Raw genomic sequence first — 16,625 nt, 5'->3', positions numbered from 1 at the left:
GGTGGCTCTGGTTCCTGGTTTCTGGTTTCGATCGAAGGAAAGGAAGAAAAGCGAAGCGCTCAGCGCGGGCCGCGCCAGCGCGTCGCCGCGGCTTCGAGCCGGCCGCCCAGCCAGCCGAGCGCCGCGCCGAGCGCGCCGACGATCACGGCCGCGCTCATCAGCCGGTCCATCCGGAACAGTTGCTGCGCGTCGAGCATGAAGCCGCCGATGCCGACGCCCGACGGCATGAAGTACTCGGCGCCGATCGCGCCGAGCCACGCATAGACGAGGCCGAGCCGCAGGCCCGCGAAAAGGCCGGGCGCGATCGCGGGCAGCACGAGCTGCCCCAGCCGCTGCCGCGCCGGCAGCCGCAGCGTGCGCGCGGCTTCGGCGAGCTGCGGCGACAGGCTCTCGACCGAGCGCTGCGCGGCGACGAGCATCGGGAAGAATGCGGCGAGCGCGACGAAGATCACTTTCGACAGCTCGTCGATGCCGGCCCACGCGGTGAGGAGCGGAATCCACGCGAAGATCGCGACCTGGCGCAGCGCGGCGAACGTCGGCCCGGCCGCGCGGCCGAGCCCGCGCACGAGACCGAACGCCACGCCCGCGACCGCGCCCGCCGTCGCGCCGAGCGCGAGCCCTTCGAGCGCGCGCAGCAGCGTGCGCGCGAGCGGCACGGGCAGCGCGCCGCTCGCGATGTCGCGAAACGCGCTCGCGAGCACGGCGGACGGCGCGGGCAGCACGCGCGCGTCCACCCAATGCCAGTGCGCGGCGGCCGCCCAAAGCGCCGCGAGCGCGGCGGGCAGCAGCGCGCCGTGCAGCCATGCGAGCGCGCTGCGGCGCGGCGCGCTCGCATGCTCGGCGAGCGCCGCGCGCGGCCAGCGCACGAGCCCCGCGTCGAGCCGGCGCAGCGCGTCGTCCATCGCGAAGCCGGTCGCGCCGATCACCGCGATGCAGACGAACACGATGTCGAGCTGGAACATCTGCCGGCCCCACACCATCAGATAGCCGATCCCCTCGGACGACGCGAGCAGCTCGACCGCGATCAGCGTGAGCCAGCCCTGCGCGAGCGCGATCCGCAACCCGGTCATCACCGGCGGCAGCGCGGCGGGCGCGACGAGCAGGCGCAGCGTCGCCGCGCGCGGCAGCCGCGCGACGGCGGCGATCTCGCGCAGCCGCGGCGGCACGCCGCGCACGCCGAGCTGCGTGTGAATCGCCACCGGCACGAGCACCGCCTTGACGATCAGCGCGATCTTCAGCGCCTCGCCGATGCCGAGCACGACCATCAGCAGCGGCAGCCACGCGAGCGTCGGGATCTGCGCGAACGCATAGAACACGGGCGACACGATGTCGTCGGCGGTGCGCGAGCGGCCCGTCAGCGCGCCGAGCGCGACGCCCGCGGCCACGCCCGCCGCGAACCCCGTCGCGAGCCGCGCGAGGCTCACCGCGAGCTGCGAGAACAGGTTGTCGCCGGCGAGCTCGACGGCCGTTTGCCAGACGAGCTCGGGCGTCGGCAGGATCTGCGGCGACATCCATTGCCGATGCGACGCGTGCCACCACAGCGCGAACAGCAGCGCGGGCAGCACCGCGCCGGCGAGCCGGTGCCAGCCGGCTGCGCCCGCGCGGCGGGCGAACGCGCGACGCAGCGTCTGCGGCGTGTACGACGCCGCGCGCGGCGCGCGGGCCGGCCCGAGGAACGGCGCGGCGGCCGATGCGGTGCGGGGCGATCTCGTCATCGTCTGGCTCCTTCGTCGTCGCGCGTCAGTAGTCGTAGCGCAGCGTCGCGCCGAACATCCGCTCGTCGCCGACGGACGCCGTGTACGCGCCGTTGATCGTCGCGAACGACGCGAGGTAGTAGCGGCGGTCGAACACGTTGCGCGCCCACAGCGACAGGTCCCATTGATGGCGGCCCGTCGCGAGCCGCCAGCCGGTCGTCAGGTTCAGCACGCCGTAGCCGGGCAGCCGGCCGTACGTCGAATCGTCGAGCGTGCCGTACTGGCTCGAGCGCAGCGAATACTGCGCGGCGACATACTGGTCGATGTCGTGACGCAGCCGGAACTGGTATTGCGCGTTCAGGTTGACGATCCAGCGCGGCGCGCCCGCGACGGGCCGCCCGGTCAGGCTGCAGACCGCCTTCGGATTCGGGATCGACACTTCCGACGGGCACGGCGCGTTCTCGTACGACGTGTAGGCCGCATCGACGTACGACGCGTTGAGCCCGAGCACGAGATTGCGGATCGGCATCGCGCGCACGTCGAGCTCCGCGCCGCGGCTCCTCACGTCGGCCGCGTTCGACAGCACCGAGACGACGCCCGTCGGCGTCGCGAGGAAGCTCGTCGCCTGATAGCCGCTCACCTGCGTCCAGAACAGGTTCGCGTTGACCGTCAGCCGGCGCTCGAAGAACTCGCTCTTCACGCCGATCTCCGCGTTGTTCGCGCGCTCGGGCCCGACGAGGAGCGATTGCGCGCCCTGCGTCGGCGCCGACGACACCGACAGGTTCGCGCCGCCCGATTTCTCGCCGTGCGACAGCGTCACGTAGCCGAGCACGTTCGGCGCGAGCTTGTAGCCGAAATTGAGCAGCGCCGACGGGCTCAGGCTGTACAGGTTCAGGTCGCCCGACGCGTACCGGCCGATCACCGCGTCGCGCACCGCCTGCACGGCGGGCGGCACGGCCGCGCCGCCCGCCGGCGCGTCGCGCGTGACGCTCGCCGATTTCGTCTCGTACGTGCCGCGAATGCCCGCCGTGATATCGGCGCGCGGGCTCGCGTGCCACGTGCCTTGCGCGAACAGCGCGAAGCTGTCGGTCGTCATCGTCGCGGGCGCGATCGACGTCGTGTTCGCGAGCGCGCCGCTGCGGTTGCCGAGCACGATCGCGTCGGCGAACGGGCCGTAGTACGCGAACGTCCGGTTGCTCAGGCGCTGATGGAAGTAGTACGCGCCCGCGACGTAATCGAAGCGGCCGCCGGTGGGCGACGCGAGCCGGAGCTCCTGCGACAACTGGTGATCGTTGACCGCGACGCCCGTGTTGTAGATCGCGGGCTTGTCGAGGTTGTCGTCGTTCGCGGGCTCGAAATTCCAGAAGCGCGCGGCGCTGATCGACGTCAGCGTGTGGCCGCTCGGCAGCGTGTAGTCGACTTCGGCCGACAGCCCGCCCTGATGCACGCTCACGTGCTGCCGCGAATCGAGGTTCACCTCGTGCAGCGCGGGGTTCGTGACGGGCGCGGCGCCGATCGACGCCGCGCGGCTCAGGAACGGGTTGTAGCCGTTGATCGTCGGCCCGAAGCCGTACAGCACCGTCGTGCCGTAGCTCGAATCCTCGCGGTGATAGTCGGCGATCACGCGCGCGTTCAGGCTCGCCGACGGCTTGAACAGCAGCTCGCCGCGCACGCCTTCGCGCGTGCCGCCGTTGAGCCGGCCGCCGGTGTAGCGGTTCTTCACGTCGCCGTCGTCGTGCGTGCGGTACAGCACGAGCCGGCCCGCGACCGTGTCCGCGAGCGGCCCCGACAGCACCGCCTTCGTCTGCGCATAGCCCCGCTGGCCGACCGACTGCTCGATCGACGCCTCGGCCCTGAACGTCGGCCGGCGCGTCGTGATGTTGATCACGCCGGCCGTGCTGTTCTTGCCGAACAGCGTGCCCTGCGGGCCGCGCAGCAGTTCGATCTGGTCGATGTCGAACGCGTCGAACACGGCCATTCCGGGGCGGCCGAGATAGACGTTGTCGAGATAGACGCCCGCGCTGCCTTCGAGGCCGTCGTTCGCCGGATTGTTGCCGAGGCCGCGCACGGAGATGCTCGACTGGCGCGCGTGGATGAACGCGACGTTCGTGCTCGGCAGCACGGTCTGCAGGTCCTGCACGCGGTAGTTGCGCTGCAGTTCGAGATCGTCGCCGCTGACGGTCGAGATCGGCGCGGGCACCTGCTGCGCGTTCTCCTTGCGGCGGCGCGCGGTGACGACGACGTCCTTCAGCGCGGCGCTCGACGAGGCGGCGGCGCTGCGCCCGGCCGGTGGGGTTGCGGCTGAGGCGGCTGGGGCGGCTGGGGCGGTTGCGGCCGGCGACGCGGCGTCGCGTCGGTCAGCCTGCCCGGCCGGTCCGACCGGTCCGTTCGGTTCAGTCGGCCCAGTCGGCCCAGCCGATCGGGCCGCCTTCGACGGCCCGCCGCCGGAAGCGCCCGCGTCGGATGTCGCGTCGGATGTCGCGCCCGATGTCGCGCCCGATGTCGCGCCCGATGTCGCGCCCGATGTCGCGCCCGATGTCGCGCCCGATGTCGCGCCGCCGCCTGCGGCCCCGAACGATGCCGTCGCGCGAACCGGTCCGCTCGCACGCTCGGCGCGAGTCGCGTCGGCGGCGCTTGCGGCATCGGGCGCATTCGCCGAATCGGCCCCGCCCGCAACCGGCAACGCATTCGCCGTCCGCGCGGCGGGCGGCGGCGCACCGGCGGCTTCGACGCCATCTTGCACGCCGGCCGCCCGGGCCGGATCGGGCGCGCGCGTCGCGGTTTCGGCGAGCGCGAGCGTCGATGCGGCCGGCAAGCCCGCCGCGCTCGTCGCATCGCGCCCATCGAGCGCGTTCGCCGCGCCGGGCGTCGTCCCCGCATTCACCGCATTCGCCGCCTGCGGCGCACGCGCCACGTCCGCCGCCGCGCCGGCCTGCCCTTGCGCGCCGGCCTCCGCCTGCGCCCATGCCCCCGCCGCCGGCGCCAGCGCGGCCGCGACGAGCGTCGAGCCGAATCGAATCGTATTGCGCTTCATCGCCCCGCCCGTCAAAGCGCGCTGCCCGGCCGGCCGAACGATTCGTACGCCTGCCAGCGCGCGCCGAGATTCAGCTCGCGCAGCGCGGCGTCGAGATAGCTGCGGTCGATCCATTGGTCGACGTCGAACGTGCGGCGGATCAGCCCCGCTTCCTTCGCGACGCGCACGTCCTGCTTGAACGCGTCGACGTAATGGCGATCGATGAGCGGCGAGAACACGACGGCCGGATCGCTTTCGGCGAGCTCGTTGCGCCAGACGGTCGGCGGAATGCTCGCCTGCTGCTGTTCGAGCGCGATGTACGCATCGAGATTGCGCTTGTCGGATAGCCACTGCGACGCCTCGACGACGGTCTTCACGACCGTGCGCGCGAGCTCCGGATGCGCGCGCAGGAACGCGGACGACGCGACGAGCCCCGCCTTCAGCGTGCCGACGCCCTGCCGGCCCTTCGTGCTGACGGGCACGTCCGCGAGCCCCTTGTCGCGCAGCACGAACACGCCGGCCGAGCCCCACGCCGCATCGATCCGGCGCGCGGCGAGCGCCGCGGCCGCCGCGTTCGGATCGAGATTGACGATGCGGAAATCGCGCTCGGCGAGGCCTTCCGCGCGCAGCACGCTGTCGAACGACAGTTGCAGCGCGGTCCCGCGGAACACCGCGACCTGCTTGCCCTTCAGCGCGCGCAGGTCAGTGACGCCCGAGCCCGGCGTCACCGCGAGAAAGCCGTTCACGTTGCGCGCGAGCGCGGCGACGAGGCGCGTGTCGAGGCCGTTCGCGCGGCCGATCACCGCCGCGAGATCGCCGAGAAACGCGAGATCGACCTGCCCGTTCGCGAACGCCTCGTTGATCGCCGGGCCGGCGCCCTTGAAGAAGGTCCACCGCACGTCCACGCCCTGTTTCGCGAACGCCTTTTCGAGCAGCCGGTTCGCATGGATCACGTCGACCACGCCGCCGCCCGCGGGCTTCGGCCCGGCGCTCGTGTCGGGCACCGCGATGCGGATGACGGTTTGCGCGAATGCGTGGGCCGGCGCGGCGAGCGCCCACGCGAGCATGACGAGCCGAAGCGGCTTCAGCCATCGAATCAGATGCTTCATGGAAATCCTGGCGTTCTGGGGTTGAACGAAGCGAGCGACGCGCGGCGCGCGATGCGCGGCGGCGGCGGCAGCGGCAGCGCGCGACGCCACCGCGCTGGGGGCGAGGTCGCTCGGCGCGCGCCTGCGTCGACATGCCGACATCAAGCGGCCTTCGTGTCCGCGCTCGCGCGCGGATTCGGCTCGCGCAGCCGCGTGACGCTGCGCCGGCCGTCGACGCCGACGGGCACGTCGCCCGCGAGCGTCACGCGGCGCACGACGCGGCGCGCGTCGCCGTAGTCGTTGACCGCGTAGTGCTGCGTCGCGCGGTTGTCCCAGATCGCGACGTCTCCTTCGCGCCAGCGCCAGCGGACGATGTTCTCGAGCCGCGTCACGTAGCTCTGCAGCAGTTCGAACAGATGCGCGGAGCCGCCCGGCGTCACGCCGATGAAGTGCTTGAGGAAGTGGCCGAGGATCAGCGTCTTCTCGCCCGTCTCCGGATGCACGCGCACGACCGGATGCTCGGTTTCGTAGCGCGTCGACACGAACACCTCGCGATAGCGCTTGAGCGCCGCGACGTCGTGCGGCGTGTCGCCCGTGCCGATCCGGTGGCTCGCGTAGTCGTACTCGTTGCTGTGCACGGCCCACAGCGCGTCGGCGAGCGTCTTCAGCGGCGCCGGCAGATCGTCGTACGCGGCCGCGGTGTTCGCCCACACGGTGTCGCCGCCGACTTCCGGAATCGTCACGCCGCGCAGGATCGACGCCTGCGGGTACGCGTCGACGAACGTGACGTCGGTGTGCCACGAATTCGCGCGGCCGCCGCGATGCGAATCGAGCTCGAGCAGATAGTCGGTGCCTTCGACGACGGGCACCGTCGGATGCGCGACCGGCTCGCCGAGCCGCTTCGCGAAGCCTTCCTGCTCGGCGTCGCTCAGATGCGCCTGGTCGCGCAGGAAGATCACCTTGTGCTTGAGGAGCGCGGCGCGGATCGCGTCGACGGACGCCGCGTCGAGCTGCGCGGACAGTTTCACGCCATGGATTTCGGCCCCGATGCGGCCGGTGACGGGGCGCACGTCGAGCGTGTTCGATACGGCGAGACTCAGATTGGTCATGACGGACTCCGATGGAGAAAACGATGGACGAGACGAAACGGCGCGCCTGCGCGGCGCGCGGCGACGGAAACGACGAAAGCGGCGAATCGGAAAAAACCGGAAAAACCGGGTGCGGCGGCCGCCGCGAACCGCGCGGCCGGATCAGCGGCGGCGACAGCGGCAGATGCGCGCGCGGCGCGGCGCGGGATGCACGCGGCGTCGAGTCGGGCGATGGGCGGATAGCGCGAACGTATTCAGCACGTCAAGGGCTCTGCCGGTTGCATTTGATGGAGATCATTATCGGCAGAGCGGCGGCGGCGAATCTATCGCGCGTTGGACATTTGACAGAAGAAGTTCGCATGCCGTTATGCGCGGCGGCCTGAAAAGCTCAGCAGGCATTCGGATGAAACCTGGAGGACGGCGCGCGCCCGCGCTCCGGTTCGGCGATCCGACGCCGATCGACGCGAGCCGCCTGCGCTGCGCGTCAGGGGTTGCGGAGCACGCCGCCGCGCCTTCGATCATGCGCATGCGGGCGCATGCCGTCGGGAAACGGCCGAAGGGAAACGGCCGAATCTCGGCCGGGTCGAACCTCGCCGCGATCGAACGCCGGATCTATCCGGCCCGCGCGATCGCGGCGGCCGGGAACGGTTGGCAGCCGTGGCACGCCCGCACGGAAGTCACGCGGCCGTGCCGATTGTCATGGCGGATCGATCGAGCGCTCGCGTCGCCGCCGACGGAACCGAAACCGGAATTGCGCGCGCCGCGCGTATCGCGCGCGGCCGCGCAGATCCGGCGGCTGCGCCCGCGCCGCCGCGATCGGAGCCGTGCACGCACAGCCCCGCCCCCGGCGCGGCGCGTCACACCGTCATTCTTCGCCGTCGCTGATCGCGCGCAGCCCGTCGAGATCGAGAATCGTCAGCCGGCTGTACTGCGAATCGATGATCCGCTCGCGCACGAGCCGGCGCAGTTCCTTGTTCACGCTCTGCCGCGACGCGACGAGCAGCGACGCGAGATCCTCCTGCGACAGCCGGATCGTCAGCTCGATCCCGCGCGGCGTCGGCTGGCCGTGCCATTCGGCGAGCGTCAGCAACTGGTCGGCGAGCCGCGCGCGAAAGCCCGACAGCGCGGTCCGGCCGATCCGCCGGTGCAGCGCGCGGCTGCGCACGCAGATGAGCTCGAGCACGCCGCGCAGCAGCGCCGGCTCGCGCTCGAACTGCGCGAAGAGCGCGTCGCGCGAGATGTGGAACAGCGTGGTGAGCCCGTGCGCGCGCTGGTCGTGCATCGAGCCGCCGCCGTCGATCACCGGAATGAAGTTGATCACCTCGTTCGGCCACATGTAGACGGCGACCGCGCGCGCGCCCGCCGCGTTCGTCCAGCTCATCTCGATCGCGCCGGACAGCACCACCTGGATGTCGTCGCACGGGCCATGGCGCGCGAAGATCAGCTCGCCGTTCAGCCAGGTCTTCAGATAGCCGGCGTCGCAGAGCCCATCGATCGATTCGGCGGGCCAGTTGCGCAGGCACGGATTCGCGGTGAACGCCGCGTGGATCGCGCGGCGCGTGCGCGCGTCGAGCGCGCGGCCGGCGCGTTGCGGCTGGAACGGCAGCGCGGCGTGCCCGGACGACGGGCGCGGCGCATGCGCGGGCGGACGGCGTATCTCGATCGCTTCGCTGATCTCGCTCATGATGTCGACGCGCATCGCGCGGGAAGAATCGGGGCAGCACATGAAAGCACCGTTTCCCGCCCTCGCCAACGACTTCTTTTTTATGTGCTTATCACGGCCGGGCCGCCGCGCGGCTGGCCGGCAAAGCGGCCGGGCGCGCCGGCCCGCGGGCCTCGGCCGCGCCGGCGGCCCTGATCGCCGCGCGGCCGTCGTGCGCATGCGGCCGCCGCCTGGCCGCGCGTCGCGCCGACACGCGCGCGGCGCGCCGACACGCGATCGCGCCGCTACTGCCGCGCCGCCTCCGCGCCGCGCGCGCCGACCGGATAGATCAGCCACGGATCGCCGTCGATGTCGCGCCAGTACGCGCCCTGCGCCTCGAGCACCGTCGCGAGCCGCTGCCGCAGCCGGTTCAGTTGCGCGTTCGACGCCGTCTCGAAGAAGGTTCCGCGCACCTCGCGCAGCGCAATGCCGGCGCGCTCCATCCGGTGCACGAGATGGATGAACGTCGCGACCGCGTCGCTCGGGCCGCCCCCGCCGCCGCGCGTGGCGAGATCGCAGACGACGAGGCTGTCGTCGACGAGCCGGTAGACGAGATCGAGATCGTTGACCCGCACGCGCCAGCCGATCCGGAAATGGCTTTCGCCGAAATACGCGGGCTCCGGATGCATGCCCTGCGCTTGCAGATAGCGGGTTGCCGCATCGAGGGCTTCGGCCTGCATCGCGCCTCCCGTCAGTACCGCACCGCGGCGGCCATCTGCCCTTGCAGCGTCACGAGCTCGCGCAGCGCGTCGCGCATCTGCCGCGACGCGTCGAGCGCGCGCTCGAGGGTCGACGCGAGCGCCTTTTGCAGACGCTCGACGGACTGGCTATCGAAATCGCCCTGCAACTGCGTCTGCTGCGCGTCGCGCACGAGCGACGCGTTCGCGACGCCCGCGATCCCCTGCCCGGCCTTCGACAGCCCGTCGGTCGCGGTCGCGCCGAGCTGGCTGCCCGACGCCGCGCCGAGCGCGCTCATCGCGCCGCCGACGATCTGCGCGACCGCCGACGCCATCGCCGCGTCGAAGTTCTGCATGATCGCCTGCTTCCTCGTCTCGAGCACGCCGACCTGCCGGTCGAACGCGATCCGCTGCATCGTCTCGTTGAACGTGCGCTCCAGGTCGCGCATGTCGCTGAAGATCTTCTGCAGCCTCGCCTTCAACTGGTCGATCGTCGCCATCGGCCCCATCGCGGCGTCGCCCCCGTCGAACAGGCCGGCCGCGCCGAGCCCCGGCGTATCGGTGCGGACCGGCGCGCCGCCGGCTTGCGTCACAGTACTCATCACTCGTTCTCCTCGAATTTCAAACGGCGTCGTTGCGCCGTGCGTTCAAACCATCGACGCGGCGACCCGCGACTGCACCGCGCCGCTCTGCCTGAGCGCCTGGCCGCCGTCCTCGATCGCCTGCCCCGCCTTCTCGACGAGCGCCTGCGCGTCCTTCGTCTGCGCTTCCTTCTGCTGCTTGTAGAACTCGAAGCACATCTGCAGCCATTGCTGGTCGAGAATCAGTTGGTCGATTTCCTTCTGCAGCTTCGCGCGCTCGACGCCGAGCACGCCCGACGTCGTCTGGCTCGCGGCCGCGACCGTCGCGCGCGTCGTGTTCAGAAGCGGCGACAGCGACGCCTTCAGCGCGGCCGCCATCACGTCGCGCTTCACTTGCTTGGCGATCGCCTGCGTCAGCGCCTGCGCGGTCATCTCGGCGCCGCGGTCGATCGCCTCGTTCGCGACCTTCTGCACCGCCTTCGTCACCATCTTCTCGATCGCCTCGCGCGAGAAGCTCTCGAGCATCCGGTTCACGCCGAGCTGCTGGACCGTCTTCTGCAGCGCTTCCTTGCCCGCCTTCTTCGACGCCTCGAGCGCGGCCTTGCCGAGCCCCTGCAGGATCTGCTCGGACACCTGCGACGCGACTTCCTTGCCGACCGCCTGCGCGGCCGTCTCGACCGCCTGCTTGCTGCCCGCCTTGACCGCCTGCTCGAGCGCCTCGCCCGCGCCCTTCTCGAGCACGGCGGTCGTCGCCTTCGGAATCGCCTTCGTGAGCAGCATGTTGCGCGCGGCGCTCGTCACGTCGACGACCGCGCCCGCGATCTCGAACGTCAACTGCACCTTCGCGGCGACGTCCGCGACCTGCCGGTACTTGTCCGCGTTCTTCTCGTCGATCAGCGCGAGCGTGTTCATCGTCGCCTTCACGACGCCGGCGAAGCCCGCCATCAGGTCCATCGCGCCGCCCGCGACCATCATCGCGTTGCCGGACAGCGCGCCGCCGATCATCTTCGCGACGCCGGACACGACCTCGACGGCCGCGACGATCCAGTCGAAGATCACGCCGAAGATGCCGGCCTTCTTCGCCTTCTGCTGCTGCTCGACCGCGTTGTCGATCTGCTCGCGATAATCCTTGATCTCCTGCCGGCGGACTTCCTCCTGCTTCGCGGACATGATGTCGAGCGCCTTGCTCTTCAGCTCCGCGGTGTTGCCGAGCGCCTTCGTCGACAGCAGCGTCGTCGCGAGCAGCATCGTCTCCATCGACATTTTTTCGAAATCGCGCAGGCCGATCGACGACGCCGAGCCTTTTTCGCCGGATGCGCGATCGAACTGGCCGAGCACGCGCCCAAGCGCGCCCGCCGCCTCCTTCATCGACACGAGCGCCTGCGCGGCGAGCGGCGCGCGGCCGTCGGCGGCGAGCCCCGCGCGCGCATCGTCGACGACGGCCGCCGCGACGCGCAGCAGGCCCGCCGCGGCGCGCGCACGCGCCGCGCCGTCCGCCTGCCGTTCGGGATCGATCGGCGCGAGCGCGCCGCCTTGCGTTCCATGTGCGTTGATCGCAACCGTCATTTCATTCCTCCCGTTCACATTGCGCGCATTGCGCGAGCTGCCGCGCCGCGCGCGCCTTCAGCTCGCTGTGCTCGCCGCGCTCGCCGCACCAGCCGAGCGCCGCGCGAAACGCCTTCGCCGCGTAATCGGAATTGCCGGCGAGCCGGTAGCTCACGCCCGCGTGATACGACGCGCGCGGATCGTCCACGCGTATCATCCCGGCGCGGCTGAAGCAGAAGATCGCTTCGTCATGCGAGGCGAGCCGCTGCTGGCAAAGGCCGAGCGCGAACCAGTAATCGAAGTTCCAGTGATCGACGCGCGCGAGCATCAGCAGGAAGTTGCGCGCCGCGTGCAGCTCGCCCGCGTCGAGGAGCTGCGTGGCATACGCGTACAGCGTGTCGAGATCGCGCCGCTCGACGTCGGCGAGCATGCGAATCGATCCGCCCGACGCGAAAAAGCGCTGCAGCACCGCGTGATCGTCGTGCGGCGTCGTTTGATTGAGTGCGGCCATCGGATGGTCTCCCGTGCGGCGGCCGACGCGCGCGAAGCCGCGCCGGCCGCGCGGCGCGTCAGCGGATCGCCGACGCGATGCCCTTCGTCGATTCGGCGAGCATGCTTTGCAGGCTGTTGATCATCTGCACCGCCGTGTTGTAGTTCTGCATCAGCTGCTGCATCTTCAGCTGGCTCTGCTGGATGAAATCCGACGCGCGCCCCGACACCGATTCGAGCGACGACTTCACCGACATCAGGTCCGCCTTGTCGAGCTTGCCGCCCTTGTCCTTCATGAAATCGTCGATCGTCTTGCCGTTCACGAGGATGTTGTTGTCCTTCATGTACTTGAGCACGTCGGCGGGCAGCTCGGTCTTGTCCTCCGGCTTGACGAGCTTCGCGAGCGCCGCCTCCACCTTGTTCGCCATGTCCTGCGCGTCGCGCGAGATGTTCGACTTCTTCTGCATGTCGTCCAGCTTCGCCGTCGTCTGCCGGCTCAGCAGATCCATGATCACCAGCATCATCGCGATGCTGTCGCCGATCGGGTGCGGATTCGCGACGTTGCGCTCGCTCGCGCCGCCGATCGGGTCGACGTTGGACATCTGGCTCTGGGCGGTCGGTTGAATGGTCGTCATGTCTCGGATTCTCCGTTTCGTTCGTTTCGTTCGTTTCGCTACGTTCCGGTCGCTTCGCTGCGGCTTGCTTCGTGTTTCCGGCTTCGTGCTGTTTCGCTGCGCGGCCGGATCGGACGGGTGTCAGACGAATGCGCGAGCGAATTTCCTCGGCGTCCGGCGCTCGCGCGAGGCCTCGGGCTGCGGCGCGGCGGCGAGCGCGAGCTGCGCGATTTCGTCGCCGAGCCGCTTCAGGCACTGCTCCGTCTTGCCGGCCTGCTCGGTCATGCGCTCGGCGAGGCCCTGCCCGCCGTGCTTCATCAGGTCGTCGAGACGCTGCAGCTTGCGGCGCGCGTCCGGATCGCGCGCGGCCCGCGCGCGCAGCGCCGCGATCTCGTCCTGCAACGCTTCAAACGCCTGCATCTGCTCGCGCATCGCTTCCTTGCGCCGGTGCAGGTCGGTCATCGCATCCTTCAGTTGCTCGAGTCCTTGCATCGCTCACCTCGTTCTTGACGGTTTCATCGTAATTTCACCGCGCGATTTCGCTTTACTGAAAACCGCGGCCGCTTTCGAATTCGTACCCGCGCATGCGCGTTTACCGCAATCGCCGTCGCGCGGCCGGCGCGCGCGAAGCCGCGCCGGCCGCGCGGCGCGTCAGCGGATCGCCGACGCGATGCCCTTCGTCGATTCGGCGAGCATGCTTTGCAGGCTGTTGATCATCTGCACCGCCGTGTTGTAGTTCTGCATCAGCTGCTGCATCTTCAGCTGGCTCTGCTGGATGAAATCCGACGCGCGCCCCGATACCGATTCGAGCGACGACTTCACCGACATCAGGTCCGCCTTGTCGAGGCCCGCCGCGCCCTGCAGCGCGCTCATGATCGTCTTCATGTGATCGACGCTGATCTTCTGGCCGGGCCGGTAGTTCACCTCGGGCAGCGACCAGATGTAGTCGCACACGCGCTTGCCGTCGATCTTGATGCCGAGCGAATCCATGTAGCTGACCACGTCCTGCCACGGCGTCGACGTCATCCCGTCCACATCGGCCTTGTCGATCATCGACTGCATCTTTTCGAGCATCTGCGCGAATTTCCGAGGGTCCGGGCCGGCCGCCGTCTTCGCCGCCATGAACTCGTCGATCGTCATGCCGTTCACGAGGATGTCGTTGTCCTTCATATACTTGAGCACGTCGGCGGGCAGCTCGGTCTTGTCCTCCGGCTTGACGAGCTTCGCGAGCGCCGCCTCCACCTTGTTCGCCATGTCCTGCGCGTCGCGCGAGATGTTCGACTTCTTCTGCATGTCGTCCAGCTTCGCCGTCGTCTGCCGGCTCAGCAGATCCATGATCACCAGCATCATCGCGATGCTGTCGCCGATCGGGTGCGAATTCGCGACGTTGCGCTCGCCCGGCGCGTCCACGGCGTATTGCGTGCCGACGGAAGCCGCGCCCTGGCGCTCAATGCCAACTTGCATCGTGGGACCCTCCTTTTTTATCGTGCAGCCGGTGGTTGACTCGGCGCTGCCCGCCGCGTCCGACTGCGTCCGCGACGAGCGCCGATCGGCGCGCCCGAACGGCCGCGCCCCGATCCGTTGCGTCCATCGTAGCCACGCATCCGGCCGCGCTTTGTCGGAATCCGGCCGCGCATTCCGGTTTTTCGGCAACGGGCCGGCGACGCGCGCAAGTGCGGCATGCCGCCTCGCCGACCGACGGTTTCAGGTGATGACCTGAGACGATTTTTCAGCCAAATGGCCGATGATTCGGACCGGGCAGCAACAACAGCCACGGGGGCTTGATGCAAGTTGTACGATTCCTGTTCGGCCGCCTGAGCGGCCAGGTGAGGACGCGCGGCATGATCCATGCGGTGCCGGGCGACTGTATCGTCGTCACCCGTGACGACGCCGCGCTGTGCGACGCCGGCGCGGGCACCGACATCCAGTTCGCCGACTTCTACGCGGCCGACTTCCGCACGCTGTACGCGGAGATCAGCGCGCTGATCGACCGGCCCGAGGCGACGCCGTTTCGCGGCGAGCCGCTGCGCGTCGTGCCGACCTCGCCCGAGGTGATCGGCATGCTGGAGCTGCTCGCGCCCGTGTCGCGCCCGGCGCTCCTCAGCTTCCTGTACGTGTTTTGCCTCGGCGCCGATCGCGCGTACTTCTCGCGGCTGCTGCACGCGGCGATGGCGGGCGACACCGAGTTCGTCGACTTCGTCGACGCGCACGCGCTCAATCCGTGGAGCGTCGCGCGCTTCGCCGAGGAGTTCGGGCTGCCGCCGCGCAAGTTCAACCTGCTGTTCGTCGAGAAATACGGGATGTCCGCGAAGCGCTGGCTCGTCGAGCGCCGTCTCGCGCACGCGCAGCATCTGCTCGTGTCGACGTCGATGCGCATTCTCGACATCGCGCACGAATGCGGCTTCTCGAATCACGCGCATTTCACCGACAGCTTCCGCCGCCGCTACCTCTGCAATCCGACGCAGTACCGGCTGCGCGCGAAGCGGCCGGCGGCCGCGGTGGCCTGACGGAGGGCCCTGCGATGGATATCGAAGCCGTCAATCAGCAGCTCTCGCGTCTCGTCGACAAGGTCGGCAACGACGTCGAGTCGAAAATGAACGCGTCCGACCTCAACGATCCGACCAGCATGCTGCAGGCGCAGTTCGCGATCCAGCAGTACTCGGTGTTCGTCGGCTATCAGAGCGCGGTGCTCAAGGCCGTCAAGGACATGCTGTCCGGCATCATCCAGAAGATATGACGGCGCTCTCGCAAGACGCGCGCCGCCTGCTCGTCGAGTGCGGGCTCGCGGCCGTCAATCACGGGCTCGCGCGGCACGCATGGGCGATCTACGACGCGCTGCCGGCGCTCGTCGCGGCCACAGGCGACCGGCGGCTCGTCGAAGCGACGATGCTGATCGGGCTCGGCCGCGACGGCTGCGCCGCGCGGCTGCTCGCGTCGATGCCGGGGCCCGACGCCGCGCTGCTGCGCGGGCTGCTCGCGCCCGCGCACGCGCCGTCCGGCGCGCCGCCCCCGTTCTCATCCGAATTCGCAAGGAGCCTCCATGGACATCACAGCCGCGCAACACGCGCTCCAGACGCTGCAAGCGGCGCAGCAGCCGGGCGCGACGCCCGTCGACCAGACCCAGATTGACGCGTTCACGCGCGCGCTGTTCGGCCAGGACGCGAGCACGCCCGAAGCGCGCGCGGCGAGCGGCTTCCAGCATCGCTCGCTCGGCGTCGAACGCGCGCTCGACGCGGCGCGCGATCCCGGCGCCGCGCTGATGCAGCCGCTCGACATGCTCGCGAACCAGTCGGCGATGCTGCGCGCGATCCTCGAAGTCGACCTGACCGCGAAGGCGGCGGGCGCGGTGTCGCAGGGCATCAACAAGCTGGTGAACATGCAATGACCGCACGCGCTTCACGCGCCGTGTGCGCGGCCGCGCTCGCGCTGTCGCTCGCGGCCTGCAAGACGGATCTCTGCACGAACCTGCCCGAAACCGAGGCGAACCAGATGATCGCGCTGCTGATGCTGCGCGACATCGACGTCGACAAGAAGCTGTCGAAGGACGGCAACGTGACGATTCGCGTCGATTCCAACCAGTTCGTCAACGCGGTCGAGCTGATGCGGCAGAACGGGCTGCCGCGACGCAAGGCGGCCGCGCTCGAGGATCTGTTTCCGTCCGGCCAGCTCGTCACGTCGCCCGCGCAGGAGCAGGCGAAGATCACGTTCCTCAAGGAGCAGCAGCTCGAGAAGATGCTGCGCGCGATGGACGGCGTCGTCGACGCGCAGGTGTCGATCGCCGAGGGCGATCCGCAGAACCGGCGCGATCCGCCGCAGCCGTCGGCGTCGGTGTTCGTCAAGTACAGCCCCGAGCGCAACTTCGCCGCGCGCGAAGCCGAGATCCGCAGCCTCGTCGTCACCGGCACGCCGGGGCTCGCGGCGGATCGCGTGAGCGTCGTGCTGCAGCCCGCCGATTACCGCTACGACATGCCGGCCGAAGTCGGGCCGCAAGCCGACGCGGGCCTCATCGCGTGGCTGCGCGCGCACCGGCTCGGGCTCGGGCTCGCGCTCGGCGCGCTCGGCATCGTCGCGAGCCTCGCGGTCGCCGTCGTCGCGTCGCGCGGCCGCTCGGCGGGCGAGCCGCGCGCGTCATGA

18 protein-coding genes are annotated in these 16,625 nt (G+C 70.0%); 6 read left to right on the top strand and 12 right to left on the bottom strand.

Annotation, left to right across the window (positions count from 1 at the left end; translation table 11 throughout):
• Nucleotides 1-59: 59 nt before the first annotated feature.
• From WT60_RS26150 to WT60_RS26135, 4 genes are all read right to left on the bottom strand, one after another.
• Nucleotides 60-1,715 carry an ABC transporter permease subunit gene (locus tag WT60_RS26150; protein ID WP_082717375.1) on the bottom strand — a complete coding sequence of 552 codons (1,656 nt, stop codon included), beginning with the start codon at nt 1,713-1,715 and terminating at the stop codon, nt 60-62.
• 25 nt (nt 1,716-1,740) lie between these two features.
• Entirely contained in the window at nt 1,741-4,728 is a 2,988-nt protein-coding gene (locus tag WT60_RS26145; RefSeq protein WP_145986880.1) for a TonB-dependent receptor, read from the bottom strand.
• Between the two features lie 11 nt (nt 4,729-4,739).
• The gene (locus tag WT60_RS26140) at nt 4,740-5,816 is read right to left on the bottom strand and encodes an ABC transporter substrate-binding protein (RefSeq protein WP_063889466.1); all 1,077 of its coding nucleotides are present in this window, start codon (nt 5,814-5,816) and stop codon (nt 4,740-4,742) included.
• 140 nt (nt 5,817-5,956) lie between these two features.
• Entirely contained in the window at nt 5,957-6,904 is a 948-nt protein-coding gene (locus tag WT60_RS26135; protein ID WP_059582066.1) for a TauD/TfdA family dioxygenase, read from the bottom strand.
• 23 nt (nt 6,905-6,927) lie between these two features.
• Here WT60_RS26135 and WT60_RS33980 point away from each other — a divergent pair, with 23 nt between their 5' ends.
• Nucleotides 6,928-7,266, top strand: coding sequence for a hypothetical protein (locus WT60_RS33980; protein ID WP_145986879.1), 339 nt, complete (start codon nt 6,928-6,930; stop codon nt 7,264-7,266).
• A gap of 482 nt (nt 7,267-7,748) precedes the next feature.
• Here WT60_RS33980 and WT60_RS26125 read toward each other — a convergent pair whose 3' ends face one another.
• The 8 genes from WT60_RS26125 to WT60_RS26090 all read right to left on the bottom strand — a co-directional run bounded on the left by WT60_RS26125 (nt 7,749) and on the right by WT60_RS26090 (nt 13,955).
• Nucleotides 7,749-8,567 (bottom strand): Crp/Fnr family transcriptional regulator, encoded by an 819-nt coding sequence (locus WT60_RS26125; RefSeq protein ID WP_161788711.1) that lies wholly within the window; start codon nt 8,565-8,567, stop codon nt 7,749-7,751.
• A gap of 263 nt (nt 8,568-8,830) precedes the next feature.
• The gene (locus tag WT60_RS26120; RefSeq protein ID WP_038754765.1) at nt 8,831-9,265 is read right to left on the bottom strand and encodes a secretion protein; all 435 of its coding nucleotides are present in this window, start codon (nt 9,263-9,265) and stop codon (nt 8,831-8,833) included.
• Between the two features lie 11 nt (nt 9,266-9,276).
• Nucleotides 9,277-9,864 (bottom strand): pathogenicity island effector protein, encoded by a 588-nt coding sequence (locus WT60_RS26115; RefSeq protein WP_226377298.1) that lies wholly within the window; start codon nt 9,862-9,864, stop codon nt 9,277-9,279.
• Between the two features lie 45 nt (nt 9,865-9,909).
• Nucleotides 9,910-11,409 (bottom strand): type III secretion system translocon subunit SctE, encoded by a 1,500-nt coding sequence (gene sctE / locus WT60_RS26110; RefSeq protein ID WP_038754769.1) that lies wholly within the window; start codon nt 11,407-11,409, stop codon nt 9,910-9,912.
• A 1-nt stretch (nt 11,410) separates the two neighbouring features.
• Nucleotides 11,411-11,899: a SycD/LcrH family type III secretion system chaperone gene (locus tag WT60_RS26105; protein WP_038754772.1), complete on the bottom strand. Its 489-nt coding sequence runs from the start codon at nt 11,897-11,899 to the stop codon at nt 11,411-11,413.
• 58 nt (nt 11,900-11,957) lie between these two features.
• The gene (locus WT60_RS26100; protein ID WP_059582074.1) at nt 11,958-12,512 is read right to left on the bottom strand and encodes a secretion protein EspA; all 555 of its coding nucleotides are present in this window, start codon (nt 12,510-12,512) and stop codon (nt 11,958-11,960) included.
• 120 nt (nt 12,513-12,632) lie between these two features.
• A complete protein-coding gene (locus tag WT60_RS26095) occupies nt 12,633-12,983 on the bottom strand; it encodes a hypothetical protein (RefSeq protein ID WP_038744729.1) in 351 nt (116 codons plus the stop codon).
• A 159-nt stretch (nt 12,984-13,142) separates the two neighbouring features.
• Entirely contained in the window at nt 13,143-13,955 is an 813-nt protein-coding gene (locus WT60_RS26090) for a secretion protein EspA (protein WP_060356232.1), read from the bottom strand.
• 320 nt (nt 13,956-14,275) lie between these two features.
• On the opposite strand from WT60_RS26090, the gene WT60_RS26085 reads away from it, so the two are divergent.
• Genes WT60_RS26085 through sctJ form a run of 5 tightly spaced genes read left to right on the top strand, consistent with a single transcriptional unit; the run spans nt 14,276 to nt 16,625 of the window.
• Nucleotides 14,276-14,998: an AraC family transcriptional regulator gene (locus WT60_RS26085; RefSeq protein ID WP_226377297.1), complete on the top strand. Its 723-nt coding sequence runs from the start codon at nt 14,276-14,278 to the stop codon at nt 14,996-14,998.
• A gap of 14 nt (nt 14,999-15,012) precedes the next feature.
• Entirely contained in the window at nt 15,013-15,228 is a 216-nt protein-coding gene (gene sctF / locus WT60_RS26080) for a type III secretion system needle filament subunit SctF (RefSeq protein WP_038747791.1), read from the top strand.
• Nucleotides 15,225-15,620, top strand: coding sequence for an EscG/YscG/SsaH family type III secretion system needle protein co-chaperone (locus tag WT60_RS26075; RefSeq protein WP_063889467.1), 396 nt, complete (start codon nt 15,225-15,227; stop codon nt 15,618-15,620). Before sctF ends, WT60_RS26075 begins: the two co-directional genes overlap by 4 nt.
• On the top strand, nt 15,532-15,876 hold the full coding sequence (sctI, locus tag WT60_RS26070) for a type III secretion system inner rod subunit SctI (RefSeq protein WP_038747793.1): 345 nt from the start codon (nt 15,532-15,534) through the stop codon (nt 15,874-15,876). Before WT60_RS26075 ends, sctI begins: the two co-directional genes overlap by 89 nt.
• On the top strand, nt 15,873-16,625 hold the full coding sequence (sctJ, locus tag WT60_RS26065; protein WP_060356206.1) for a type III secretion inner membrane ring lipoprotein SctJ: 753 nt from the start codon (nt 15,873-15,875) through the stop codon (nt 16,623-16,625). The genes sctI and sctJ overlap by 4 nt, the downstream gene beginning before the upstream one ends.

The organism is Burkholderia sp. MSMB617WGS (genome assembly GCF_001532025.2).
Taxonomy (GTDB): domain Bacteria; phylum Pseudomonadota; class Gammaproteobacteria; order Burkholderiales; family Burkholderiaceae; genus Burkholderia; species Burkholderia savannae.
The sequence above is the reverse complement of the archived record's forward strand: the minus strand, read 5'-3'. Positions and strand labels throughout refer to the sequence as shown.